The sequence below is a fragment of the Arthrobacter cupressi genome (assembly GCF_900099975.1).
Taxonomy (GTDB): domain Bacteria; phylum Actinomycetota; class Actinomycetes; order Actinomycetales; family Micrococcaceae; genus Arthrobacter; species Arthrobacter cupressi.
On the sequence record NZ_FNEI01000006.1, the window covers coordinates 37,560 to 61,381 of the forward strand.

Here is a 23,822-nt window from a genome sequence, read left to right on the forward strand (position 1 = left end):
CGCGGGGCGTTGGCGCCGCTAGTCGTCCAGCCGCACGCCGCGCAGCAGCAGGAGTGTCCCGCCGACCACCGCAGCCGAAGCCAGGAAAACTCCTGCCGAGCCGAGTCCGGCAGCCACGCCACCGATGGCGCTGGGCAGCACCAGCTGGCCGACCCTGTTTCCGGCGAGCCTCAGTGCCAGGGCCCGGCCTCGCTGCCCGGCCGGGGCCTGGGCGGACAGCCAGGACATGGTCAACGGCTGCCCGATGCCCAGGCCCAGACCCAGGAGGGCCATCACGACGAACAGGAGCCACACGGGCATCGGAATCGCCGCAACGCCCAGGGTCCCCGTTGAGAGTGCGAGGCTGAGCACCAGCAGCTTCATGCGCCCGAGCTTCCGGGATATCCGTCCCAAGCCAAGCCGCGACGCCATCGAGAACACCGCGCGGGTGGTGAGCATCAGGCCTACGGTCGCCGCGGAAAGCCCGCGCTCCGAACCGAGCGCCGGCAGGTAGACCACGGTCAGGTCGACGACGGCGAGAACCGTGGCGCTGGTGGCCAGGGCACGGGCTACTCCGGGCGCCCTGAGCAGCGAAACAGCCCCTCCCTTGCTGCCGTCGCCGGCTGCAGTTTTCTTCCTCGTAGTGCTCGTGCCGGCGGAGATGGCGAAGGTGGTCGCCAGCATCACGAAACCCATGCAGGTGGCCAGGAGGAAGATCGCCTGGGTGTCGGGACGGACGGAGGAGCCCCCTACGAGCGAGATGGCGAAGGGGCCCAAGGCCTGGCCCAGCGAGGCGGCAAACGTGAGGTATCCGAAGGCCGAATCCAGCCGGGACGAGGTGGCGTTGTTGGCCACCACCGCCTGCTGCCCGACGACACAGGCCATCTGCCCTGCGCCAAGGAGGGCCGTACCGATCACCAACGCCGCGATCGAGGAACCCCACAGCAGGAGGAAGGCCGAACATGCAAGGACGATCGACCCGCCGATCGCCATGAGCCGGCGCTCTCCCAGCCGGTCCACGAGCCCGCCGGTGGGAACGGCCAGGATCAGGGGGAAGACGGCGTAGCTGGCGGCCAGCAGGCCGAGGGCGAAGCCGGGAACGTCCAGTTCCAAGGCCCGGTACGTTGCGGCCGGCCGGACAAGGAACGTAATGGCCTGGATCAGGGTCGAATTGATGAGGAGCGCCGCGACCGAGCGGCGGCCAAGCTCGCCGATCATTTGGTGGCGGGCGTGCCGCCCGAGGTGGCCCGCAGCGCCTCATCTCGGGCGCCGATTACGTGGTCAAAGCCGATCCTGGCAGCTTCCTCCGGTTTGCCCGAGGCCACGGCTTCCACCAGGATCCTGTGATCGGCGAGGGCCTGGTCGCGGCGTTCCTGGAGGTTGTTGGTGTAGTGCCGGTAGCGCTGCATCTGGCTGGACACCTGCTCGTGGAAGCGCCGCGCCCAGGAATTTCCGGCGATCCCCGCAATCGCCGCATGCAGGGCCTCGCCGTACTTCATGGCTTCGTCGGCGAACGCCACGGTGGCCGTATTGCGCTCGAGGATGCCGTTGAGGAACTCGATGTCCTCAGGCGTGGCCTTCGCGCAGGCCTCCCGTGCCATCAGGGATTCCAGCGCCGCGCGGACGTCGTACAGCTCGGAAACGGCCGCATCGTCCAAGGCCGGCACCACCACCCCGCCCGTGGGCTGCTGCTCCAGGAGACTCTCCGAGATGAGCCGCCTGATGGCCTCCCGCAGCGGCGTCCGGCTGACCTGCAGGGCCGCGGCCATCGCGGGTTCATAGATCCGCTCTCCCGGCTCCAGTTCGAGGCTGAGGATCCGCCTTTTCAGCTCGGCATAGACAAAATGTGCCCCGGTGTTCCGGGCAGGTGACTCCGCCATCGCATGACTTTCGGCTCAGAACAATACTTGTATACATCTATACAACCACATCTTCCGCAACCGTCCTGAACAGCCCGACGGCGGCCGGTCACCTCCGCGGGAAGGTGGCCGGCCGCCGTCGTACTTCAGTTGGGGCGTTACCGGGTCAGGGCTCGCAGGTGAACTTCGCGTCGCCCCACACGCCGTGCGCACCGTTGATGGAGCCGGAGGGCTCCACCACCAGTTCCACGTACGCCGCGCCGCGGACGTCCACGGCTGCCGCCTCCGGTGCGAAGCCCGGCGTGTAGGTGCGGGATTGATATTTGTTGACGCCGTCGGCGTTGACCTTGAAGATGATGTTGCCGCCGAAGCCGCTCTCCAGCCCCACCTGCGAGGTGAAGGAGGAGCACTTGCCGCCCAGGTAGTAGGTGATCCTGGACAGCGCGTGCACGCCCAAGCCCTTGCTGTAGCTGGGCTGCGTGCCGGTGGCGGGGTCGGTGTAGTTGATGGCCAGCGGCTTGTCGGGGGAGGTTGCCGAGTCCTTGTTGGTCACGTTGATGCCGATCACGCCGTACCCGTTCACGGCGTCCACCCACGGGGTTTCCGAGGCGTACACGGTGCCGCGGGGCGCCTCCGGCAGGGGCTGGGTGCTGACCTTCCAGTCGAAGAACTTCACCCGCGTATCGGTGGGCAGGGTCACGGACGCCAGTTCCTTGGTGGGGTTAAGGCGCACCGTATTAGCGAAGGCCTGGTACTTGTACTGCGTGTATTCCGGCGACGGCCCGTTGGCGTTGTTGCGGCCCATCTCGGAGACCGCCACCACGGCGCCGTTGAGCACGCTGGGCTGGAGCCAGTTGGGGAAGAAGATGGACTGCTTCTCGCTGGAGCCGTCCGTATACGTCAACGTCAGCACGGGGCTTGTGCCGCCGCCCACCGCCGCCGAACCGAGCACGGCCAGGTGCGTGCCCTTGCCGCTCGCGGCGATGGTCTGCCCGGAAAGCGCGACGGCATTCGGCACATCCGGTCCGGCCGCGGGCCAGGTGAAGTCCACCTGCTTCGGCGTTCCGGCGTTCACGGTCACCGTGCTTCCGGGGCGGACGCCGCCTGCCGGGATGGGCGCGGTGGCGAGCTGCTCGGCCGCGAAGGTGGCCCCGCCACCGTCGAAGTTGCCCAGCGCCTTGTTCGCCACCGTGGTGACGGAGATGTTGTTGTACGCCGCGGCGAGGGAGCCGTAGGCCACGTAGATCTGGTTCGCGCCGGCCACCGTCTGCGCGGTGCCGTCCGCAGCCGTGTACGACGCCGCGAAGCGGACGGTCTGCGGGCCCGCCTTCGCGCTGGAGCCGGGTGAGACCACGAAGCTCGCCGTCGCTGAACCGCCGCCGGGGACGGCGGCGGTGGTGTCGCCACCGGCGCTCTTCACGGTCCAGCCCTCGGGCAGGGACGGGGTGATCTTGACGTTGGACTTGGTGCTCTTGCCCGTGTTGACGAATTCGGCGGTGACGGTGGTTTCCTGATCCTGGAAGACCTGCTTTCCGGTGGTGACGCGGACTTCGGCTGCGACGGCCTCCTGGCTGGCACCACCCAGGGGTCCTGCCTGCTTCAGGAGCACGCTGGCGGACTTGTCCGAGGCGATGGTGCCGGCCCTGACGTGGACAGTGCCGTTGTTGGCGGGGTCGAAATACCAGCCGGTGGCGGCGGCGTCGAAGGCGTCCTTTCCGGTGAGCTTGGGCAGCAACGCCGCGCCGAGCCGGACCTCCGACGGGGCGGAGCCGGCGTGCACTGTGAGCTGGTAGGGCCGGGCCGCGGCCTTGCCGGCGTAGGCGCCTTCGCGGGCTCCGATAGTCACGGACACCGTGCCCGGGCCATAGTCCGGGGCGTCGACGTCGAAGCGCTGGCGCGAGGCCTTGCCGTCCTTGTAATCGCGGGTGACCTTGTCGTCCTCGTACAGGGCGAAGCTGCTCCTGCCCTTGGCGTAGACGTCAAGGGTGATCGGCGAATCCTCGGGTACCAGCGAGGCGTTGCGGGCCACGATGCCTTGCGGCACCACGGCGCCGGCCCGGACGAACACGGGCAGCCTGTCCAGCGGGGCGTTGTAGCCGTTGAGGATCTGGCCGCCCTGGTAGAGCTTGCCGGTCCAGTAGTCCACCCACTGCTGGCCTGCCGGGAGAAATATTCCGTTGCGGACATCTGTCTGGGTAAAGACAGGGGCCACCAGGAAGTCCTTGCCGAGCATGAACTGCTTGTTGGCCTCGTCCCCATAGGACCACTGCTGCTCCGGGAATTCCAGGGCCATGGAGCGCATCATGGACACGCCCGTGGCCGCGGATTCCTGGGCCAGGGTGTAGATGAAGGGCATGAGCTGTTGGCGGAGCTGCAGGTACTTGCGGTTGATGACGGTGGCTTCATCGCCATAGAGCCAGGGCCGCTTGTCCTTCGGCGCCCAACCGGACATCGAGTACAGGGCGGGCGCAAAAGACTTCCACTGCAGGTCGCGGACATAGGACTCCGCGGATCCGCCGAAGATGCCGTCCACGTCGCCGGTGGTGAACGCCAAGCCCGAGTTGCCGGCACCGGTGAGGGCCGAGACCTGCCAGCGGACGGCGTCGAGGTTTCCGGAGTGGTCGCCCGTCCACTGCATTCCGCAGCGCTGGGAGCCTGCCCAGCCTTCAACCATCAGCGAGGTGCCTCGGGCGTCCGAGTACTGTTCGATGCCGCCGTGGGCGGCTTCACAGCCGGTCAGTGCCTGCCGGTAGCCCTGACCCACCCAGGCGACGTCAAGCTTGCGCAGCCGCACGCCGGCCTCGCCCACTTCGTAGGCCTGGTTGGTCAGGGAGCGCTGGGTCCAGAGGCCCACCTTGAGATCGGTCTCGTGCTCGATGTTGGCCACGGTTTCCGGCAGTTCCTGGTATTCGCAACCGTAGCCGTCGTTGACCAGCATCCAGCCGGCGGGCATGTCGTTCTCCACGAACTTGCGCGCCGTCTTGATGGCGTCCGGGGTGCGCTGCTTGGCGCCGTCCGGGTCGCCGTAGCCCGAGGAGGAGTAGCCCGGGTTGGAACGGTTGTAGCAGTCGGCGTCGCCGTATTCGAGGGCATAGACCGGCGGCATCATGGGCTTGCCCGTCAGCGTGGTGTAGGCGCCCAGGGACTGCTTGTAGTCGCCCACGAAGTAGTAGGCGTCGAAGCGCTTTTCTTCGTGCGTGGTGCTGGGCTGGCCGCCGAAGTCGTAGGAACCGCGGGCGAAGGTGTTGCGGAGGACACCGTAGCCCTTGGAGGACATGTAGTACGGGACGGCGTTGGGGTAGCCGTCGTCGTCCCAGTCGAAGTTCCTGGCGATGTTGATCAGGGCGCCGGTGTGCACGGAGCGGCCGTTCTGCATGCCTCCGCCGATGAACTGTTCATCCTGCCGGGGCTGCAGGTGCTGGGTGGCGGACTTGGCGCCGAAGGTGATCGGGGCGGACTCGGCGAAGACCAGGGAGCCGTCCGCCCGGCTGACCGTGAGCCGCGTGGTGGCCTTGTCGATTTCCAGGGTGACCTTGGCGGTCTTGATGGTGATCAGCGCACCGTCCGTGACGGTGACAGCCGCGCCGCCGAACCTGTCCTTGCCCACCACGATGTTCGCAGTGCGGGCGGGGTCGCCCTGGTCCGTGTTGGCGGGGTCGGTGAAGCTTCCGGAAGGGTCGGCCTCGAGCCGGAAATTGCTTTCGTCCACGAAGGTCACGCGGACCGCTCCGGTTTCCGCGGCGAGCTCAACCACGTTGTTGTGCTGCCTGAATCCGGTGATCATGCCCAGCGGAACGCCTGAGGCGTCCACCGGGACCTCGGGAGTGACGGTCTTGATGGCCGCGGGGTCCCCGGGTGCAGCGGCCGCAGGAGCTGCGAAGGCCAGTGAGGGAAGGGCCGACGCCGCGAGGACGGCGGCGAGGGCGAGTGCGGTGGTCCTGGTTCTGAGACAGCCGAGGGTGCTGGCCCGGGCGCCTCTCCGGGCGCTCCCGGGCAGGCGTGTTGAGGGTGACGACATGGGGACTCACTTTCGAGGATGACTTTTTATGATCTAACTCACAGTGAAACGTTCACTAATCGTCACGGTCAAAAGGCGGCAGGTCAAGCGTTTCACCAAAATTGCCGGGTGTACTTCGGAGCGCTGCCCAGGAGGAGACGCGCGGCTCAGGAGTCCCGGATGATCCGCCGCTGCCGCGCCACGGCAATGGCGGCGGTGCGGTTGTCCACGCCGAGCTTGGCGTAGATGTGCACCAGATGGGTCTTCACGGTGGCCTCCGAGATGAAGAGTTGCCGGGCAATGGCCCGGTTGCCGAGGCCGGTGGCGAGGAGTTCCAGGATCTGCAGCTCCCGCGGGCTCAGTGCCGTCACCGGGTTGCGGATGTGTCCCATGAGCCGGGCCGCGACCCCGGGCGCCAGGGCAGTCTGGCCGGCCGCGGCGGAGAGCACTGCCTGGCGGATCTGCTCCGGCGGCGCGTCCTTGAGCATGTAGCCCGCGGCGCCGGCTTCGACGGCGGCCAGGATGTCGGCGTCGGTGTCGTAGGTGGTGAGGATGAGAACGGGCGGCGGGGGCGTTCCGGCGTCGCCGGCTTTGATCCTTCCGGTGGCGGTGGCACCGTCCATCCCGGCACCCATCTGCAGGTCCATCAGGACCAGATCCACCGGCTCGCCGAGGGTGTGCAGGCGGAAGAGTTCGGCCAAGGCGGCGCCGCCGTCGGCCGCCTCGGCTACCACGGTGACGCCGTCAAAGTCAGCCAGCATGGCGCGGAGTCCGGCGCGGACCACGGGGTGGTCGTCCACCAGCAGCACGCGGATGTCAGCCACGGGATGCACCACCTTCGGCCAGCCCGTTCCTCCCGGCCAGCGGCAGCCGGATGGCCACCACGGTTCCTTCGCCCGGGGCGGATTCGACGTCCAGGGCGCCGCCCAAGGCGGACAGCCGCTCACGCAGGCCCTTGATCCCGACGCCGTCTCCGCGATCCCCTGCAGCCGCGGCGGGCAGCACCGTGGCGGGGTCGAAGCCCACACCGTCGTCGTAGATGTCCAGGGTCACCTCGGCGTCCAGGAAGGACAAAGTGACGACGACGGTCCGCGCCTTCGCGTGCGCCCAGACGTTTGCGAGGGAAGACTGCGCCGCCCGCAGCAGGGTGGCCTGGTAGGCGTTGGGCAGCTCGATGGCTGCGCCGTCGAGCTCGAACCGGCAGCGAAGGGAGGTGCCCCGGGCGGCGGCCTCGCCCTCGGTTTTTGCGCAGAGCCGGCGCAGGGCCTCCACCAGGCCCTGCCGTTCGAGGGCCGGCGGCCGGAGTCCGCGGACGAAGCTGCGGGCCTCGTCCAGGTTGGCGGCGGCGGTCTCCTGCATGGTCTGCAGGCGGCTGCGCACCGTCTCCCGGTCCCCGGCGTCGAGGGCCTTCGCGGCGGACCGGCCCATAAGGACGATGCTGGAGAAGCCCTGGGCCAGGGTGTCGTGGATTTCGCGGGCGAGCCGTTCGCGCTCGGCCAGGACCCCGGCGTCATGCTGGCTCCTGGCCAGCTCGGCACGGGTCCGGCGCAGTTCCTCCGCTGCCTTCCGCTGGTTCTCGGCCTCTGCGTAGAGGGCCCGGTAGGCAAGCCCGGTGACCACGGCGAACGCGGCCCCGAACACGGGTCCCAGGACCATGGCAAGCTGCATGCCGCCGTCGCCGGCACCGCGGCTGTGGAACCACAGCGCCCCCACCAGCAGTGCCGTGCTGGCGCCGATGGCGGGCAGGGCCCAGCGCAGGGGGAGCAGGTGCAGTTGCAGGAAGAAGAGCGGGAAGGCCACCCAGGCGAAGTCGGAACTGACCAGCAGCAGGAGCAGCCAGAGCAGGGTCACGGCGCCCAGCCAGCGGAGTGCAAACGGGTTCGGGTCAAAGCGGGCAGGGTCCGACGCGTAGCGCTTTTCGAGGAGCGTGCCCGCGAGATACACGGCGGCGAGCAGCAGGGAAAGGACCAAGCCTGCGCCCAGTGCCGGGGGCGAAGCCGGGCCGATCAGCAGCCGGACCATTGCCACCAGCAGCAGCACCGCGAAGCCCACGTGCAGGCACACCCGGAGTACGCGCAGGATCAGCGCCGTGCCGCCCTGTGACTCCTGCGGTTCCTCCATGCTTTCCAGAGTAGCCAGCGCCACCGACAGAACTGCCCGATTCGCGCACAATCACAGCCGAATCAACCAATCGGTTGATCCGCAGTTCAACCCATTGGCTCCACCAGATCAACCCCGTGCCCGATGTTCCAGGGCCGCGTAGCGGACAGAGTGGAAACAGAACACATACCGCCCACGGCATGAACGGCCAGGGGCATGAACGAAGGATTCCGATGTTCCTCGCGCTCCGCGATCTCCGCTTTGCGAAAGGCCGCTTTGCCCTCATGGGCAGCGTGATTGCCTTGATCACCCTGCTGCTGGTCATGCTCTCCGGCCTGACCGCCGGCCTTGGCAACCAGTCCACCTCGGCCATCGCCGCCCTCCCTGCGGACCAGATCGTCTTCGGAGCGCCGCCCGGCGGCGAAGCGAAGGCCTCGTACACGGAATCCGAGGTCACCCCGAAACAACTCGAGGCGTGGCGCAGCCGGCCGGGGGTGGCCTCCGCCGAAGCTCTTGGCATCAACCAGACCCGATTCCAGTCCATCGGCGATGACGGCGCGGCCCGCGGCACCACGAACGTGGCCGTGTTCGGCACGGACGGCGCTGTCCCCGCACCGGCGCAACCGAGCGACGGCTCTGTCGTCATCGGCGAAACCCTGGCGAAGGAACTGGAGCTGGCCGCCGGCAGCCGCGTGGCCATCGCGGGCACCGCACTGACGGTCTCCGCCGTCGTGCCGGACCAGTGGTACTCGCACACCGGGGTCGTCTGGACCACCCTGGACACCTGGCGCACCACCGCGCACGCCGGAACGGACGAGGCCACCGTCCTGGCCGTGACGTTCGACGCCGGAGCTTCCGTGAACACGGACGCCGCCAATGCGGCGGCCGGGACGGTCAGTGCCACGCCCACGGAATCCTTCCAGGCGCTGGGCTCCTACAAGAGCGAGAACGGCTCGCTCATGCTGATGCAGGCCTTCCTCTACGGCATCTCCGCCCTGGTCATCGTGGCCTTCCTGACGGTCTGGACCGTACAGCGCACGCGCGACATCGCCGTCCTGAAAGCCCTCGGTGGCTCCACCTCCTACGTGCTGCGCGACGCCCTGGTGCAGGCCGGCGTCGTACTCCTGGCAGGCGCCGCGGCCGGCGGGACCCTCGGCGTAATCGGCGGATTCTTCGCAGCCCAGGCGGCGCCGTTCCTGATCACGCCGCTGACCGGCATCCTGCCCGTCGCGGGCGTGGTGATCATGGGCCTGGCAGGCGCGGTCCTGGCCGTCCGCGGGGTCACCAGGGTTGACCCGATACTGGCCCTCGGCGGCAACTGAATCCTGCCATTCCTATAAATTCCCCGAAAGGCATATACCGTGACCATCCCGCTCAGCCTCGTCAACGTCACCCTCGAGTACCCGGACGGCGGCTCCACCATCAAGGCATTGGACGCCGTCAACCTGACCGCAGGCGCCGGCGAATTCCTCTCCCTCGTGGGCCCCTCCGGCTCCGGAAAATCGTCCCTGCTGGCCGTGGCGGCCACCCTCGTGACCCCCTCCTCCGGGCTGGTGCTGGTCGACGGGCAGGACGCCACACCGCTCGGTTCCCGGGAGCGTACCGCCCTGCGCCGCGACACGGTGGGCATCATCTTCCAGCAGCCCAACCTGCTGCCGTCACTCACCGCCGTCGAACAGCTCCTCATCGGCGAGCACTTGCGCGGCAAGCCGCTGCGCGCGGCGCGTCTGCGGGCGGCGGAACTGCTCGACGTCGTCGGACTGGCCGGCGAGCTCAACAAGCGGCCGCACCAGCTCTCCGGCGGGCAGCGCCAGCGGGTGAACATTGCGCGGGCCCTCATGGGGAGTCCGCGGGTACTGCTCGTGGACGAGCCGACGGCGGCCCTGGACATGGAGCGCAGCGAAGCGATTGTACGGCTGCTGCGGCGGGTCACCGATGAATTCGCGACGGCGACCCTCATGGTCACGCACGACACCGAGTTCCTGCCCCTCACGGACTCCGTGGTCACCATGCGCGACGGCCGGCTCGGGGCGCCGGTGCGGAACGCGGCCTGAGGAACTACCCCAGGAGCGCCTCGTCCTGCGCGTCGTCGTAGGCATCCCGGGCAGCGAGGATGGCCGGCACGTGGCTCTCCGCCCAGGCCCGCAACAGCGCCAGGGGATCAAGGAGGGAGCGGCCCAGCGCCGTCAGCTCGTAGTCCACGCGCGGCGGAACCTGCGCGTGGACGGTGCGGGTCACCAGCCCGTCGCGCTCGAGCGACCGGAGGGTCTGGGTGAGGACCTTCGGGGTGACCACGCTAACCATCTTGCGCAGATCAGAGAAACGTACGGGGCCCTCGGCGAGCACCTGAACCACGAGGGAGGCCCACTTGTCGCCGATCCGCTGGAAGATCACACGCGACGGGCAATTGGGGTTCAGGACGTCGGCGGGCAGGCCGCTGGTGTCGCGTTCAATGGTATCCACGGGGTAACTCAGTTCCTTTGAAGCTATCAGTATCAAATAGATACCTTTGTGTTCCGGTAAGGATAGCAACCCCAAGGAGAGACATGAAAATCGCAGTCTACGGCGCAACCGGCATGGTCGGCAGCCAGATCGTCAAGGAATCCCTCGTCCGCGGTCACGAGGTCACGGCCATCTCCCGCAAGGGGGCAGAGGTTGCCGGCGCCACCGCCAAGGCCGCCGACCAGGCGGACGCCCAGGCCTTCGCGAACGTCGCAAAGGAGCACGACGTCGTGGTGCTGGCCACCGGACCCAGCCGCACCGGCGGCGACCACGGGGAATGGCTGGACGCCATGGCCACCGCCTACAGCAACACCGAAGGCACCCGGCTGATGATTGTCGGCGGCGCCGGCACCCTGACGATCGACGGTACGCGCCTGCTCGATTCCCCGGAGTTCCCCGAGGCCTACAGGGCAGAAGCCACTACCGCCGCCAAGGCGCTCGAATTGGTCCGGCAGACCCCGGACTCCGTCGACTGGACCGTCCTCGCACCGGCACCCGTGATCCAGCCGGGTGAGCGCACCGGCGAATACAAGGTCGCCACGGATTCCCCCGCCGGCAACAGCATCTCCTCCCAGGATTACGCCGTCGCCATGCTCGACGAGATCGAGACCCCGGCGCACCGGCGGGCACGCTTCACGGCTGCCAACTAACGCACGTCGCCGCGGTCCGGGAACTTTCCGGGCCGCGGCGTCGTGGTTTACGTGAACATTCAAGTACATCGAGAGGAAGTCCCGTGGCCGGAAGGAAACGACCCTGGATCCTGATCACCGTAGCCGCCGTAGCCGTCCTCGCCGCCCTCGCGGCGATCTTCGGACCGCAGATCTACGCACAGTCCCAGGGCCCGGCACCGGAACCGCTCACCGTGGCAACTCCCTCCGGCACCGCCAGCACGGCGCCTTCCAGCACTGCCACCTCGGGGGCCGTTTCCGATTCGACGGACGAGGGCGCATGGAACGTTGCCTCCGGCTCCCAGGCCGGCTACCGCATTGACGAGGTCCTCAACGGCGCCGATGTCACCGTCGTCGGGCGGACCGAAAAGGTCACCGGCTCTGCCACCGTCTCGGGAGCGCAGCTGACCGCGGCGAAGATCGACGTTGACGTCGCCAGCATCGCCACCGACAGCGGCAACCGCGACAACTACTTCCGCGGAACCGCAATGAAGGCGGACACCTTCCCGACGGCGACCTTCACCCTCACCTCACCGGTCACCATCCCGGCTCTAAGCTCCGCTCCTGCGGCCGTCGAGGCCAAGGGGACCCTGGAGCTGGCAGGCCAGAAGCGCGACGTCACTGCGATGCTGCAGGTGGTCCGCGACGGGGCGAAGGTCTCGGTCTCCGGGACCATCGGCCTCGTGCTGGCAGACTTCGGAATCACGCCACCGGACCTAGGCTTCGTCAAGGTGGACAACACCGGAAGCGTCGAGTTCCTGGTGCATCTGGAAAAGGCCGCCTAGAGACCCAGCTCCGGCAATTGCAGCCCGAACACATCCTTCAGCGCATGCCGGGCAGCGTGGTACCCGGGCATGCCGGTCACGCCCGGGCCGGGCGGGGTCGAGGAAGAGCAGAGGTACACCCCGCGCAGCGGTGTCCGCCACGGGTTGGCGGACAGGACCGGGCGCCGAAGCAGCCCGCGCACGTCCATCAGCCCGGCCCCGAAGTCGCCGCCCACATAGTTGGGGTTATAGGCGGCCAGGCCGGCCGCCGTCGTCGTTTTCCAGCCCACTACTACATCGCGGAAGCCCGGCGCGAAGGTTTCGATCCGGTCCATGACGGCACTGGCCATGTCCACCGTGGAGTTCCTCGGCACGTGGCAGTAGCTCCACAGGATATGCCGTCCCGCCGGGGCGCGTCCCGGATCCACCACGGAGGGCTGCGCCACCAGGACGTAGGGCCGGGACGGGTGGCGGCCGGCGGCCACCTCGTTCTCGGCGGCAGCCATCTCCGCGCGCGTTCCGCCCACATGTACCGTACCGGCGTCGCGCAATTCACGGGCCGCCCACGGCACCGGGCCGGAAAGGATGAAGTCCACCTTGCAGGCTGCATTCCCGAAACGGAATGCTTCCAGGGTCCGCCGGTAGCGCGCACCCGACGCCCCCTCCAGTGCCGCGCCGGCGATGCCCAGCAGCTCGGGCGGCGCCACATCCAACAACACGGCCCGGGCAGGCCGGAGCTCCTCGAGGGACCGCACGCGCACACCCGTTTCAAAGACCCCGCCGTGGGCCTCGATGTCGCGCACCATGGCGTCCACGATCGCGCCCGAACCGCCCACGGGCACAGGCCATCCACCCACGTGGGCAAGGGTGCTGAGCATGAGCCCCGCGCCGGCCGGAACCAGCGAAGGCAGGCGGCCGATCGCATGGGCTGCCACCCCGGTCAGCAGCGCCGGAGCGGCGTCGCCGGCGAAGCGCCGGTTCCACCACGGCCCGCCCTGGGACAGCGTGGCCAGGCCTAAACGGACCGCGGCCAGGGGATCCGCGGGCATCCGGAGCAGCTGGTTCTGGGACACGTCCAGCATGCCCTCCACGTGCTCCACCAGCGGCCGCATCAGCCGGCCGAACGCCCGCCCGTCCTGACCGAGTCCGTCGATGGTCCGCTCCAGCGAGCGGTACGCGAGGGCCGCCCGGCCGCCGTCGAGCGGTGTGCCGTACTGGACCTTCGGCAGCCGCAGTTCCACCCGCTGCTCCAGCCCGAAATCGCGGAAGAAGTGGGAGGCCAGCGCCATCGGATGCACGGCCGAGCACACATCATAGACGTGCCCGGGTTCCAGCAGTTCCGCCGTCCGGGCGCCGCCGCCCAGCGCCTCCGACGCCTCATACACGCGGACGGCCAGCCCGGCCCGGGCCATCACCACTGCCGCGGCGAGGCCGTTCGGTCCGGAGCCGACGACGGCGACGTCAGCCATCGCGTCCGGCCCCGGCTTCTGCGCGCCGCCAGGGGAGCAGGGATGCGGACGGGCGGGCAAGGTCCAGGCGGAGCCAGTCCCGGGCGCCGTCGAAAGTGCCTCCGTGCGGGTCATCGATGTGCTTGGCGCGGAGCGGGTCCTGCCGCGGGTCCCAGATGTCCCAGGCGACCCGGACCATCAAATATGCCGTGGCCGCCATATGCAGCACCACAGCCAGCACGTAGTACGGCATGTCCAGGTTGTGCTGCGCGGCGCCACCGCTGGTGTATTGCCCGAGGAACATCCAGACGGCGCCCCAGTGCAGCGCCTCGGCGGCCTGCCAGAGCAGGAAGTCGCGCCAGCGCGGCCGGGCCAGGGCAAGCAGCGGCACCAGCCACAGCACGAACTGCGGGGAGTACACCTTGTTGGTGAGGATAAACGCCGCCACGATCAGGAACGTCAGCTGCGCCAGCCGGGGCCGCCGCGGCGAGGACAGGCCCAGCAGCGCGATGAGTGCACACGCGGCCACGAAAAGGTACAGGGCGAGGGAGTTGATGGTGGCCGGCTGCAGCTGCATCCACTGCAGCCGTTCGGCCACCAGGTTGTAGGCGAACCACAGCGAACTGAAGCCGGCCGGCCGGTCCTGGGTGAATTCGAAGAAGTAGCGCCAGCCCGCAGGGTTCATGAGGGCGATCGGCAGGTTGACCACCAGCCAGCTGGCCGCGGCGGCTCCTGCGGTCACCAAGAAGGTGCGAAGCTTGCCGCTGCGGAGCGCCAAGACGAGCAGGGCGCCCAGGACCAGTACCGGGTAGAGCTTCGTGGCAGTCCCCAGGCCGATGAACACGCCGGCCAACACAGGCCTCTCCCGGGCGAAGAAGTACATGCCCACCGCCAGCATGGCCACGGCCCACATGTCCCAGTTGATGAAGCCGGAGAGGACGATTCCCGGCGCCAGGGCCACCATGGCGGCATCCCAGGGCCTGCGCCGGTTGATCCGTGCCGTCGCGATGACGGTGACGATCCAGACCGCCACCACCAGGGTGGCGTTGAGGTCGAAGTAGCCGCGGATCCGTTCCAGGTCCAGGCCGCTCCCGGGAACCAGGATCGCCGTGGCTCCGGCGATCAGTCCCATAATCACGGGGTATTCGAACAGGCTCTCCCGGTCGAAGAACGGGATCACGCCTTCGCCAAGCCCGCGGCTGCGGAACAGCTCGGGGAAGTCCGAGTAGCAGGTGGCATAGAAGTGGGTGGGGGTTTCCCAGCCGTTGACCCGGCAGTAGCCCTTCAGGAGGATCCCGAGCAGCGCTGCGAGGACCGTGAAGATGACCAGGACGCGTTCAACGGTGAAGAAGCCGGGGGAGACCGTGCCCGGGGCGCTATGCCTTCCCAATGGCCCGCCGGCCACTTCGGTGAACCTCGCGAGGAAGGAATCGCTGCGGGTGGGAATCACAAAGCGCGCACGCTTCTGTTTGCGGTGCGGCTTGGTCTCCTGCATGGCTTCGAGCATAGCTGGGTCGAGTACCTTGCCGGCTGCCTTCGGGTACTCCCGGCTTAAAAGGCGGAAGCCCACGCGTAGCCGCGTGGGCTTCCGGAGCGAACGGTCCGATGTGCGCCATCAGTCCCTCCTGATTGCTGACTCGCAGGGTTCATGGCGGGCACTCAGCGGATGACTCCCATCTGGTGCAGGACGGCGTAGACATCTTCGCGGTGCTGGTCGAGAAGTTGGCCGTTGAAGACGGGCTTGTCCTTGACGGCGGGCTTGGCGTTGAGGGCCAACAGTTCCATGAGTCGTTTGACCACGGTTCACCTCCTTTCCTGGGTTTGAGGAGTTCGAATTGCCTGGATTTCGGGCATGCCAATTAAGGCCCTTGAATTCAAAGAAAACAGCGGACCTTACGGCAGCTAAATGCCAGGAAGAATGAGGGTAATCAGCGGAATTACGGAAATGCGAAGGAGTCCCGGGGTGTTTCGGGAAATGGACAGACGTCCCCAACAAAGAAGCTGGTTCCGAACTATGAGGACTCTGCTCGCCCAGTCCATCGCGTGATTCCGCGGGGAGTTCCGCTCTCAGGTGTCAGCCCGGGCGGTTCGTGGCGTACCTCTGCCCCTGCTAAATCAGGCTTCCGATACGGAAAGGCTGGTCTGGGGCTGGGGCACACCGGAACGCGTCAGGCGGAAATACGGTTCCCGAAATGGCGGATTCCCGCACGCGTCCCAAAATCCGCACGCGTTCCGGAATCCGGGCGCCGGGCAGCGAAGGTCGGGGCAGCAGCAGAGACGGTCATCTTCCATCCGCTAGTCAAAGTAATCATTTTCCCAACCTCCTTTTCGCCTCGGGCGCCGCACCAGCTGACTGACCGGCAGAACGCATACCTTGTTCCCGGCGGATCGCTCTGGGAACAAGAATAAAGCTACACCATGAATCCGGAGATTGACCAGCTAATTCATGGATAATTCAGAAAATAAATTTCCTAGAGGCCCCAACGGATAATCGCCGGTGTCTTCTTGTCCCAGCCCAGCGTGCACACCTTGGCGGTTCCAAGGAGGAAGTGCCGGCCTTCCCGGGCGTCCAATTCGAGCCAGCGGGCGGTGAGAATGCGGGAGAAATGTCCGTGTGCCACCACCAGGACATTGTCCATTCCGGACTCCAGGACGCGGGCGATGAGCTTGTCCGCCCGGGCCGCCACGGAATCCAGGGTTTCACCGTTGGGCACGCCGTCGAACCAGATCAGGTACTCCGGGTTGTCCTTGCGGATCAGGTCAGAGCTGATGCCTTCGTAGTCGCCGTAGTCCCATTCGACGGCCAGCGGCTCGTGCACGGCGTCGGGGAATCCGGCGAGCTCCGCCGTGCGGCGGGCGCGGCGCAGCGGCGAGGTGAGCACGAGGTCGAACTCGATCCCTTCGAGGACCTTGCGGGCCTCCACGGCCTGTTGCTCGCCTTCGACGGTCAGGGGAAGGTCGGTCAGGCCGGTGTATTGCCCGCTTTTGGACCATTCGGTCTCTCCGTGGCGCATGATCCACAGCTGCGGGCGGGAGATCTTTACCGGGTCAATCACTTGGACTCCTCTGCGGGCGTGTGGTTCGAAAGGTCTTCCTCGCCGGCCTGCTCGACGGCGGATTCGGGCTGCTCGGCCCACCAGGCCTTAAGCTTCCCGACGGCGTCGTCGTGGTCCAGCGGGCCGTATTCCATCCGCTGGTCCAGGAGGAACTTGTACGCGCGGCCCACCACGGGACCGGGCTTCAGGCCCAGCAGTTCCATGATCTGGCCGCCGTCCAGGTCAGGCCGGATCGCGTTGAGGGACTCCTGCTCCGCGAGGGCGGCAATGCGCTGTTCCAAATCGTCGTAGGCGAAGGACAGCCGGTCCGCCTTGCGCTGGTTCCGGGTGGTGACGTCGGAGCGGGTCAGCCGGTGCAGGCGCTCCAACAGGGGACCCGCGTCCGCCACGTAGCGCCGCACGGCCGAGTCGGTCCAACCGGCCTCGCCGTACCCGTAGAACCGCATGTGCAGTTCCACCAGGCGCGCCACGGCCTTGATGCTGTCGTTGTCGAAGCGCAGCGCCTTCATGCGCTTCGCTGTCAGCTTGGCACCCACCACGTCGTGGTGGCGGAAGCTCACCGCGCCGCCCGGTTCGAAACGGCGCGTAGCCGGCTTCCCGACGTCGTGCATAAGCGCGGCGAAGCGCAGCACGAAGTCCGGGCCGGGCACGGGGCCGTCCGGTCCGGTCTCCAGGGCGGCGGCCTGCTCCAGGACCTGGAGGGAGTGCTGGTAGACGTCCTTGTGCCGGTGGTGTTCGTCGGATTCCAGGCGCAGGGCGGACACCTCGGGCAGCACGTACTCGGCCAGCCCGGTGTCCACCAGGAGATCGATGCCGGTGCGCGGGTGGGCGCCGTTGATCAGTTTCACGAGTTCCTCGCGGACCCGTTCGGCCGAAATGATCTTGATGCGGTCCGCCATGTCGGACATGGCCACGCGGACGTCGTCATGCACCGACACGCCCAGCTGGGACGCGAAGCGGGCGGCGCGCATCATGCGCAGGGGGTCGTCGGAGAAAGAGGCCTCGGGTGCGCCCGGCGTGGCCAGTTCTCCGCCGTGGAGGTCCCGGACACCGCCGAAGGGATCCACCAGTTCCAGGGAGGGCAGGCGCAGTGCCATGGCGTTGATGGTGAAGTCGCGGCGCAGCAGGTCATCCTCAAGCGAGGAGCCGAAGGCCACCATGGGCTTGCGGGAGTCGGGGTCGTAGGCTTCGGCCCGGTAGGTGGTGATTTCGATCTGGAAGCCGGCCTTCTTCATGCCGATCGTGCCGAATGCCCGGCCGATGTCCCAGAAGTTGTCCGCCCACTTTTTGATGACGGAAAGGGTCTGCTCGGGGGTGGCGTCGGTGGTGAAGTCCAGGTCCGGGGAGGTCCGGCCCAGGAAGAGGTCGCGCACGGGCCCGCCCACCAAGGACAGCTCGAATCCGGCGTCAACGAAGCGCTGCCCGAGGTCCAGCACCACCGGGTCGAGCTTGAAGTTGACTGAAGAACTGTCCAATACCTGCGCCATAGTCCCTTAAGCTTGTCAGATTTTCGCCGCCCGCTCACACCCGGTCCGGGCATCGGCCCGGCGATTACTGCGGCGCGTCACCGGCAGGCAACCATGAGTCCATGTCCCGGTCATCAAGTCCGGGCAAGAGTCGTTAGAGTGGACTTCATGGCCAACCCGATCCCGAGTGCTCCAGGCAGGAGGACCAACGCACCATTGCCGTCGGCAATCGGTGCGCACGTCGCGCCCGCCCCGCACCCGGCCCAGGCCTCGCTTCCCACAGTGGAGGAAGTGTCCGCCGGCGGCGTGGTGGTGGACACCTCCGACGGCGAACTTCGGGTTGCGATCATCGCCCGCCTTAACAGGGGTGGCCGGCTTGAGTGGTGCCTGCCCAAGGGGCACCCGGAGGGCAAGGAAAACAACGAAGAGGCCGCGGTCCGCGAAATCGCCGAGGAAACCGGGATCGAGGGCAACGTCCTGGCCCCGCTCGGCAGCATCGACTACTGGTTCACCGTCAGCGGCCACCGGGTCCATAAGACCGTGCACCACTTCCTGCTCCGGGCCACCGGCGGCGAGCTGACAATCGAGAACGATCCCGACCAGGAAGCCATCGACGCCGCCTGGGTTCCGCTGCACGAACTGGCACGGAAGCTCTCCTTCCCCAACGAGCGCCGGATCGCGGATCTGGCCAAGGAAGTCCTGCCGGAACATCTCTGAGCACACAGCTCATGGGACGATTAGCGCAATGTCTGCTGCCAAAAACAACCAGTCCGTCCAGTCCGGAGAAGCCCGTTCCAGCGCCATCATGGCCGCCGGGACCCTCGTTTCGCGGTTCCTCGGCTTCGCGAAAACCTGGATGCTGGCGGCCGCCCTGGGCCTGGGTTCCACGGTCAACGACACCTTCATCAATGCCAACAACCTGCCCAACCTGATCTTCCTGCTGGTGGCCGGCGGCGTGTTCAATGCCGTGCTGGTGCCGCAGATCATCAAGGCAAGCAGGGGTCCGGACAGGGGAGCGGACTACGTCAGCCGGCTCCTGACCCTTGCAGTGCTGGTGCTGCTGGGGCTGACGCTGCTGGTCACACTGGCGGCCCCCGTGGTCATCGACCTCACCACCCAGGGCTACTCGCCGCAGCAGAAAGCCCTGGCCGTCACCTTCGCGTTCTACTGCCTGCCGCAGATCTTCTTCTACGGCCTCTACGCCCTCCTGACCCAGATCCTCAATGCCAACGGCGCCTTCGGACCCGCCATGTGGGCACCCATCGTGAACAACGTGCTGGCCATGGCAGGGCTCGGCATGTTCATCTGGCTCCTCGGCGCCAACTACGTCAACCCGCACACCCTGGACAACTGGGGACCCTTCCAGACCTTCCTCATCGCCGGCTTCTCCACCATTGGCGTCGTCGCCCAAACGGCGGTGCTGTTCATTCCGGTCCTCCGGCTGCGCCTCGGCCTGCGTCCGCGCTTCGGCTGGCGGGGCGTGGGACTTGGCCGGGCAGCAAAGCTGAGCGTCTGGACGCTCCTGACGGCCGCCGTCGGGCAGTTGGCGTTCCTGTATGTCATGAAGATCGCCACGATCCCGGGCGCCGAACGCCTCCGCCTGGAGCACGCGGGCGAAAGGGAGGCGGCGGCAGCTCTGCCCGGCAACGCGGTGCTGGAAGTAGCAAGCCAGCTCTACCTGCTGCCGCATTCGATCATTGCCCTGTCCCTGGCCACCGTGCTCTTCAACCGGATGACCCACGCGTCCCAGGCGGGCAACCGCGCCGAGCTGCGTGAGGCCCTTTCGCACGGACTTCGGACCATGGCCGTCGCCACGGTCTTCGGTGCCCTGGCGCTGTTCGCCCTGGCCGGTCCGCTGGGCATGTTCTTCTCCGGCGGCAAGCCCCAGGACGGCGTGATGCTCGCCCAGACCCTCACCATCCTGGCCCTGAGCACGCCGTTCATGAGCGCCAACTTCATGATGTCGCGGGTCTTCTACGCCAATGAGGACGCCCGCACGCCCTTCTTCATCCAGGTCATCCTGGCGGGCGTGAACGTGGCGGGAGCCTTCGTCATCCAGTTCCTGCCGGTGGACCGGATCATCTTCGCCATCGCCGTGCTGTACACGCTCGGGAACATCCTGTCCGTGGTGATCAGCGTCGGCTTCCTGCGCCGGCTGCTGGGCCACGTGGACGGTCCACGGATCGCCAACTCCTACATCCGGATGGGCTACGCGGCGCTCGGTTCGGCCATCGCGGGCACGCTCGCGCTGTGGCTGCTCGGCAGCTACCGGGCGGACGGATTCGCGTGGAGCAGCCGGCCCGCCGCCCTGGTGACGATCGTCGTCGTCGGGCCCGTCATGCTGCTCGCCTACCTGCTGCTCCTCCGCCTCTTCCGCGTTGCCGAACTGCGCGACCTCCTCCGCCCGCTGCTGGGCCGCCTCGGCCGCGGCGGTTCCGCCACTGCTGCGGAAAGCCCGACGGCGGCACGCGCCACGGTCTCCGATGACACCGGCCTGATTCCGCGCATCTCGGGCGAGTTCGACGCCGCGTCCTTCCGTGCCGGGCCCGACCTTTCCTCCTTTGGTCCCGGCGGCCGAGCGGAACCCCAGGACGAACACGCAGGCTGGACCCGTCCAGCCCGCAGCTATCTTCCCGAGGAAGACAAGCAGGCAGCCGGGCGGGGTTCCCGGCTCCGGAGTTCTCCGCTGCGCCGCGACGTTCCGCTGCCCGGCAGGCGGACCCGCCAGGACCCGGCCGAAGGAGCCTCCCGCCGTGGCCGAAAACGCAGGAACCAGGAGTAACTTGCGCCTTCGGACACCGGGCCGGTCCAGCTCAATCGGCTAGGATCAGAAGCTGAGAGGTAGTTGCAGGCCACGGGTCAACCGGCTGACCGGGAGCCCCGGGAAAGGGCAACGCAGCTGCCGGACAGCCTAGGAGGAGCCAGTGTCCCAACCGATCGACGTCGGATCAGTACTCGGCGGCCGCTACAAGGTCACCGCCACCGTGTTGACCTCGCACGACCACGATCTGGTGCTCGACGGCGTCGACCAGGTCCTCAACCGGCCGGTCAGCATCCTTGTCGCCGGCCCCGGCAACGCCGACCAGCTTGCCCAGAGCGCCCGCGAAGTGGCCACGGGTGAGCGGCCCGGCAACGTGCAGATCCTGGACCTCGGCGTCAGCGAAAGCACCACCTACCTCATCGCCAACCACAGCACGGCTCCGGACCTGCTGGACCTTGTGGTGGCCACCAATCCTCCCTATGTGGAGCCGTTCTTCACCGACACCCTCGGCAGCGAAATCTTCGGCCAGGCGCGTTCGCACGAGCCCGAGACCTATGACGGACTGTACGACGACGATGAGCACGAGGCCGCGTACATCAACTACGACGACCCCGGAAACTACACCGCAGCTCCTGCCGAGCGCCAGGGACAGGCCGCCGGGGGAGCCGCTGTTCCACCGATGCCCGCGTCGAAGCCTGGTTCCGCCGGCGGCATCGGTTCGCGCATCGCTGCCGCCGCAGCAGGTGCGGGAGCCGCCGCGGCTGCGGCCGCTGCCGCAGTGAAGAGCGCCGGAAAGACCGGGAACGAGCCGGTCCATGACGACGCCGACAGCCCCGCGCCCGCGGGGCCCGGAGATGCCGAACCCACGGCACCGGCTGCTTCCCGCCCGCCCGCTGCGTCGCAGGCACCGGCAAACACTGCGCCCGCCCCGCTGACCCCCGCCCCCGCCTCGCCGCTGCCGCCAGCCACCCAGGCAGTTCCGGCCGCGCAGGCGGTGCCCCCGGCCCCTGCAGCGGTTCCGAAGGCTGCCCCACAGCAGGCTCCCGCGGCCGAACAAACCCCGAAGGTTTCCCTCTGGTCCGACGACGACCTCGCCGGAGCCGGTGCTTCTGGTGCTTCTGGTGCTTCTGGTGCGGCTGGTGCTGGAGTTGCGGCGGGCTCTGCTGGGGGACCCTACGACCGTGGGGCCAGCAACTTCCCGGCCTCGGCGCGTACCCAGACCAACGACTACGAGGACGACGACTACTACGAGGACGAGGAGCCGGTGCGGGAGCCTCGGTCCATGCGCTGGCTGGTAGGCGGCATCCTTGCCGCCGTCCTGGTCGTCGGGCTGATCCTTGCAGTCAACACCCTGGGCGGCCTGCTCGGCACCAACAACAACCCGCCGGCCGCGAACCAGCAGAGCACCGCGCCCTCCAGCGCGGATGCCGGCAACACGGGAACCTCCGACAACAACTCCAGCGCCCCGCCCGCCGCGGCAGCTCCTGCCATCGAAGAAATCACCCGCCAGGGCGACTTCGACTTCGCCGGCACCTACGACAAGGACCTGGCCAAGGCCTTCGATGGCAACGCCGCCAGTTTCTGGTCGAACATGGAGTTTGCCACCGCGAACTGGGGCGGTCTTGCCCCCGAAGGCGTACCCCTGGTCGTAAAGCTCAAGGAGCCCGCCGAAGTAAAGTCGGTCACGCTCAGCCAGCTGGGTGCCTCGGGTGGAAGCATCAGCGTCTACACGAACGACCGCCCGGCAATGGAAGGTGCCAAACTCGTGGCCACCAACAGCTTCACTTCGCCTGAACTGACCATGCCGCTCAGCTCGCCCACCACAGCGCAGTACGTGATCATCAACATCAAGACGCTGCCCAAGCTTGCCGCCCCGAAGACTCAGTTCGGCTTCGGCCTCCGGCTTGCCGAGGTCAAGGTCCAGTAGCACCGGAGCGCTGTCAGCGCCGGTGACCGCGGTGCGGTTTCCGGCGCTGACGCATTTAAGGGCAAGCTGCCAGCCCGCCTTCCGTCCGCTGCCGTGAAAGCTGCCCGACGCCGTCGGGCAGCTTTCACGGGGAGGTTGCGGTCGTGTTACGGGCGGCAGGGCCGGCGGCCTTGGGCAGGAACACCAGACGGTACCCTGAATGTGGTGGATATGAGGTCCCCGGAACCACCGGAATATTCAAAGGCGCCACGGGGTTGTGCCATGTGGCCGGGTTCGAGACCGGTGCATCGACTAAGGAAGAGGTTCACCCAACAGTGAGCAACGCAGAAAACACCGCGTCGCAGGTACGCGATGTCATCATCGTAGGCTCCGGTCCGGCCGGTTACACGGCGGCTGTCTACACGGCACGCGCCAACCTGAAGCCGCTGCTCATCGCCGGCTCGGTCACGGCCGGTGGAGAACTGATGAACACCACCGACGTCGAAAACTTCCCGGGTTTCCCTGACGGCATCATGGGCCCGGATCTGATGGAGAACTTCGAGAAGCAGGCTGCCCGTTTCGGCACCGAGATCCAGTTCGAAGACGTCACCGAACTCGAGCTTGAGGGCGACATAAAGACGGTCACCATCGCCACGGGGGAGACCTTCCAGGCACGCGCCGTCATCCTGTCCACGGGCTCGGCTTACCGCGAGCTTGGACTGGAGAACGAAAAGCGCCTCTCCGGCCACGGTGTCAGCTGGTGTGCAACCTGCGATGGTTTCTTCTTCAAGGACCAGGACATCGCCGTGATCGGCGGCGGCGACTCCGCCATGGAGGAAGCGCTCTTCCTCACCAAGTTCGCCAAGTCGGTCACCGTGGTCCACCGCCGCGACACCCTGAAGGCTTCGAAGATCATGGGCGACCGCGCCCAGGCCCACGAGAAGATCAACTTCGTGTGGAACACCGCCGTCGAAGACGTCGTGGGCGGCGACAAGGTCACCGGCCTGAAGCTGAAGAACCTGGTGGACGGCACCGAGTCCGAACTGGCTGTCACGGGCGTCTTCGTGGCGATCGGCAACGATCCGCGCACCGAGCTCGTCAAGGACAAGCTTGAGCTGACTCCCGAAGGCACCATCGCCGTCCAGGGCCGCAGCTCCAAGACGAGCATCAAGGGCGTCTTCGCGGCCGGCGACGTTATCGATCCGAGCTACCGCCAGGCCATCACCGCAGCCGGTTCCGGCTGCGTGGCCGCCCTTGATGTCGAGCACTACCTGGCAGAACTGCACGGCTGAGCTGAGCAGCCGGCAACAGTCCTT

Annotated in this window: 19 protein-coding genes; 8 read left to right on the plus strand and 11 right to left on the minus strand. The window is 67.5% G+C overall.

What is annotated here, in order from left to right:
• Positions 1-18: 18 nt before the first annotated feature.
• From BLP88_RS08690 to BLP88_RS08710, 5 genes are all read right to left on the minus strand, one after another.
• The gene (locus BLP88_RS08690) at positions 19-1,197 is read right to left on the minus strand and encodes an MFS transporter (RefSeq protein ID WP_074588497.1); all 1,179 of its coding nucleotides are present in this window, start codon (positions 1,195-1,197) and stop codon (positions 19-21) included.
• Positions 1,194-1,859, minus strand: a complete 666-nt coding sequence (locus tag BLP88_RS08695; protein ID WP_074588499.1) for a GntR family transcriptional regulator — start codon at positions 1,857-1,859, stop codon at positions 1,194-1,196. The genes BLP88_RS08690 and BLP88_RS08695 overlap by 4 nt, the downstream gene beginning before the upstream one ends.
• A 145-nt stretch (positions 1,860-2,004) precedes the next feature.
• Positions 2,005-5,856 carry an NPCBM/NEW2 domain-containing protein gene (locus BLP88_RS08700; protein ID WP_074588501.1) on the minus strand — a complete coding sequence of 1,284 codons (3,852 nt, stop codon included), beginning with the start codon at positions 5,854-5,856 and terminating at the stop codon, positions 2,005-2,007.
• 146 nt (positions 5,857-6,002) lie between these two features.
• Positions 6,003-6,659: a response regulator gene (locus tag BLP88_RS08705; RefSeq protein ID WP_074588746.1), complete on the minus strand. Its 657-nt coding sequence runs from the start codon at positions 6,657-6,659 to the stop codon at positions 6,003-6,005.
• Positions 6,652-7,956 carry a sensor histidine kinase gene (locus tag BLP88_RS08710; protein ID WP_074588503.1) on the minus strand — a complete coding sequence of 435 codons (1,305 nt, stop codon included), beginning with the start codon at positions 7,954-7,956 and terminating at the stop codon, positions 6,652-6,654. The genes BLP88_RS08705 and BLP88_RS08710 overlap by 8 nt, the downstream gene beginning before the upstream one ends.
• Positions 7,957-8,168: 212 nt before the next feature.
• Here BLP88_RS08710 and BLP88_RS08715 point away from each other — a divergent pair, with 212 nt between their 5' ends.
• On the plus strand, positions 8,169-9,257 hold the full coding sequence (locus BLP88_RS08715) for an ABC transporter permease (RefSeq protein ID WP_074588505.1): 1,089 nt from the start codon (positions 8,169-8,171) through the stop codon (positions 9,255-9,257).
• A 39-nt stretch (positions 9,258-9,296) separates the two neighbouring features.
• Positions 9,297-9,989, plus strand: a complete 693-nt coding sequence (locus BLP88_RS08720; protein ID WP_139163344.1) for an ABC transporter ATP-binding protein — start codon at positions 9,297-9,299, stop codon at positions 9,987-9,989.
• Between the two features lie 4 nt (positions 9,990-9,993).
• On the opposite strand, the gene BLP88_RS08725 is transcribed toward BLP88_RS08720, so the two are convergent.
• A complete protein-coding gene (locus BLP88_RS08725; RefSeq protein WP_074588750.1) occupies positions 9,994-10,389 on the minus strand; it encodes a winged helix-turn-helix transcriptional regulator in 396 nt (131 codons plus the stop codon).
• 92 nt (positions 10,390-10,481) lie between these two features.
• Here BLP88_RS08725 and BLP88_RS08730 point away from each other — a divergent pair, with 92 nt between their 5' ends.
• On the plus strand, positions 10,482-11,087 hold the full coding sequence (locus BLP88_RS08730; protein WP_074588507.1) for an NAD(P)-dependent oxidoreductase: 606 nt from the start codon (positions 10,482-10,484) through the stop codon (positions 11,085-11,087).
• Positions 11,088-11,170: 83 nt separating this feature from the next.
• Positions 11,171-11,890: a YceI family protein gene (locus BLP88_RS08735; protein ID WP_074588508.1), complete on the plus strand. Its 720-nt coding sequence runs from the start codon at positions 11,171-11,173 to the stop codon at positions 11,888-11,890.
• Here the strand turns inward: BLP88_RS08735 and BLP88_RS08740 are convergent.
• The 5 genes from BLP88_RS08740 to BLP88_RS08755 form a co-directional block, all read right to left on the minus strand.
• The gene (locus BLP88_RS08740) at positions 11,887-13,338 is read right to left on the minus strand and encodes a phytoene desaturase family protein (protein ID WP_074588509.1); all 1,452 of its coding nucleotides are present in this window, start codon (positions 13,336-13,338) and stop codon (positions 11,887-11,889) included. The genes BLP88_RS08735 and BLP88_RS08740 overlap by 4 nt on opposite strands.
• A complete protein-coding gene (locus tag BLP88_RS08745) occupies positions 13,331-14,812 on the minus strand; it encodes a glycosyltransferase family 87 protein (RefSeq protein WP_175453526.1) in 1,482 nt (493 codons plus the stop codon). Before BLP88_RS08745 ends, BLP88_RS08740 begins: the two co-directional genes overlap by 8 nt.
• Before the next feature lie 164 nt (positions 14,813-14,976).
• A complete protein-coding gene (locus BLP88_RS18955) occupies positions 14,977-15,117 on the minus strand; it encodes a hypothetical protein (protein ID WP_175453523.1) in 141 nt (46 codons plus the stop codon).
• Between the two features lie 671 nt (positions 15,118-15,788).
• On the minus strand, positions 15,789-16,331 hold the full coding sequence (locus tag BLP88_RS08750; protein WP_074588754.1) for a histidine phosphatase family protein: 543 nt from the start codon (positions 16,329-16,331) through the stop codon (positions 15,789-15,791).
• A gap of 38 nt (positions 16,332-16,369) precedes the next feature.
• A complete protein-coding gene (locus BLP88_RS08755) occupies positions 16,370-17,860 on the minus strand; it encodes a CCA tRNA nucleotidyltransferase (protein ID WP_074588511.1) in 1,491 nt (496 codons plus the stop codon).
• 195 nt (positions 17,861-18,055) lie between these two features.
• Here BLP88_RS08755 and BLP88_RS08760 point away from each other — a divergent pair, with 195 nt between their 5' ends.
• From BLP88_RS08760 to trxB, 4 genes are all read left to right on the plus strand, one after another.
• Positions 18,056-18,556: an NUDIX hydrolase gene (locus BLP88_RS08760; RefSeq protein WP_074588512.1), complete on the plus strand. Its 501-nt coding sequence runs from the start codon at positions 18,056-18,058 to the stop codon at positions 18,554-18,556.
• Between the two features lie 28 nt (positions 18,557-18,584).
• Positions 18,585-20,621 carry a murein biosynthesis integral membrane protein MurJ gene (murJ, locus tag BLP88_RS08765; protein ID WP_074588513.1) on the plus strand — a complete coding sequence of 679 codons (2,037 nt, stop codon included), beginning with the start codon at positions 18,585-18,587 and terminating at the stop codon, positions 20,619-20,621.
• A gap of 142 nt (positions 20,622-20,763) precedes the next feature.
• Positions 20,764-22,527, plus strand: coding sequence for an ABC transporter substrate-binding protein (locus BLP88_RS08770; protein ID WP_074588515.1), 1,764 nt, complete (start codon positions 20,764-20,766; stop codon positions 22,525-22,527).
• Between the two features lie 314 nt (positions 22,528-22,841).
• The gene (trxB, locus tag BLP88_RS08775) at positions 22,842-23,798 is read left to right on the plus strand and encodes a thioredoxin-disulfide reductase (protein WP_074588516.1); all 957 of its coding nucleotides are present in this window, start codon (positions 22,842-22,844) and stop codon (positions 23,796-23,798) included.
• Positions 23,799-23,822 lie beyond the last annotated feature (24 nt).

What these genes read in the sequence shown, in the direction of transcription:
- BLP88_RS08755 (WP_074588511.1), bottom strand. Translation starts at nt 17,860, where the DNA reads ATGGCGCAGGTATTGGACAGTTCTTCAGTCAACTTCAAGCTCGACCCG.
- murJ (WP_074588513.1), top strand. Translation starts at nt 18,585, where the DNA reads ATGTCTGCTGCCAAAAACAACCAGTCCGTCCAGTCCGGAGAAGCCCGT.
- BLP88_RS08715 (WP_074588505.1), top strand. Translation starts at nt 8,169, where the DNA reads ATGTTCCTCGCGCTCCGCGATCTCCGCTTTGCGAAAGGCCGCTTTGCC.
- BLP88_RS08710 (WP_074588503.1), bottom strand. Translation starts at nt 7,956, where the DNA reads ATGGAGGAACCGCAGGAGTCACAGGGCGGCACGGCGCTGATCCTGCGC.
- BLP88_RS08695 (WP_074588499.1), bottom strand. Translation starts at nt 1,859, where the DNA reads ATGGCGGAGTCACCTGCCCGGAACACCGGGGCACATTTTGTCTATGCC.
- BLP88_RS08700 (WP_074588501.1), bottom strand. Translation starts at nt 5,856, where the DNA reads ATGTCGTCACCCTCAACACGCCTGCCCGGGAGCGCCCGGAGAGGCGCC.
- BLP88_RS08750 (WP_074588754.1), bottom strand. Translation starts at nt 16,331, where the DNA reads ATGCGCCACGGAGAGACCGAATGGTCCAAAAGCGGGCAATACACCGGC.
- BLP88_RS08690 (WP_074588497.1), bottom strand. Translation starts at nt 1,197, where the DNA reads ATGATCGGCGAGCTTGGCCGCCGCTCGGTCGCGGCGCTCCTCATCAAT.
- BLP88_RS08730 (WP_074588507.1), top strand. Translation starts at nt 10,482, where the DNA reads ATGAAAATCGCAGTCTACGGCGCAACCGGCATGGTCGGCAGCCAGATC.
- BLP88_RS08740 (WP_074588509.1), bottom strand. Translation starts at nt 13,338, where the DNA reads ATGGCTGACGTCGCCGTCGTCGGCTCCGGACCGAACGGCCTCGCCGCG.
- BLP88_RS08745 (WP_175453526.1), bottom strand. Translation starts at nt 14,812, where the DNA reads ATGCAGGAGACCAAGCCGCACCGCAAACAGAAGCGTGCGCGCTTTGTG.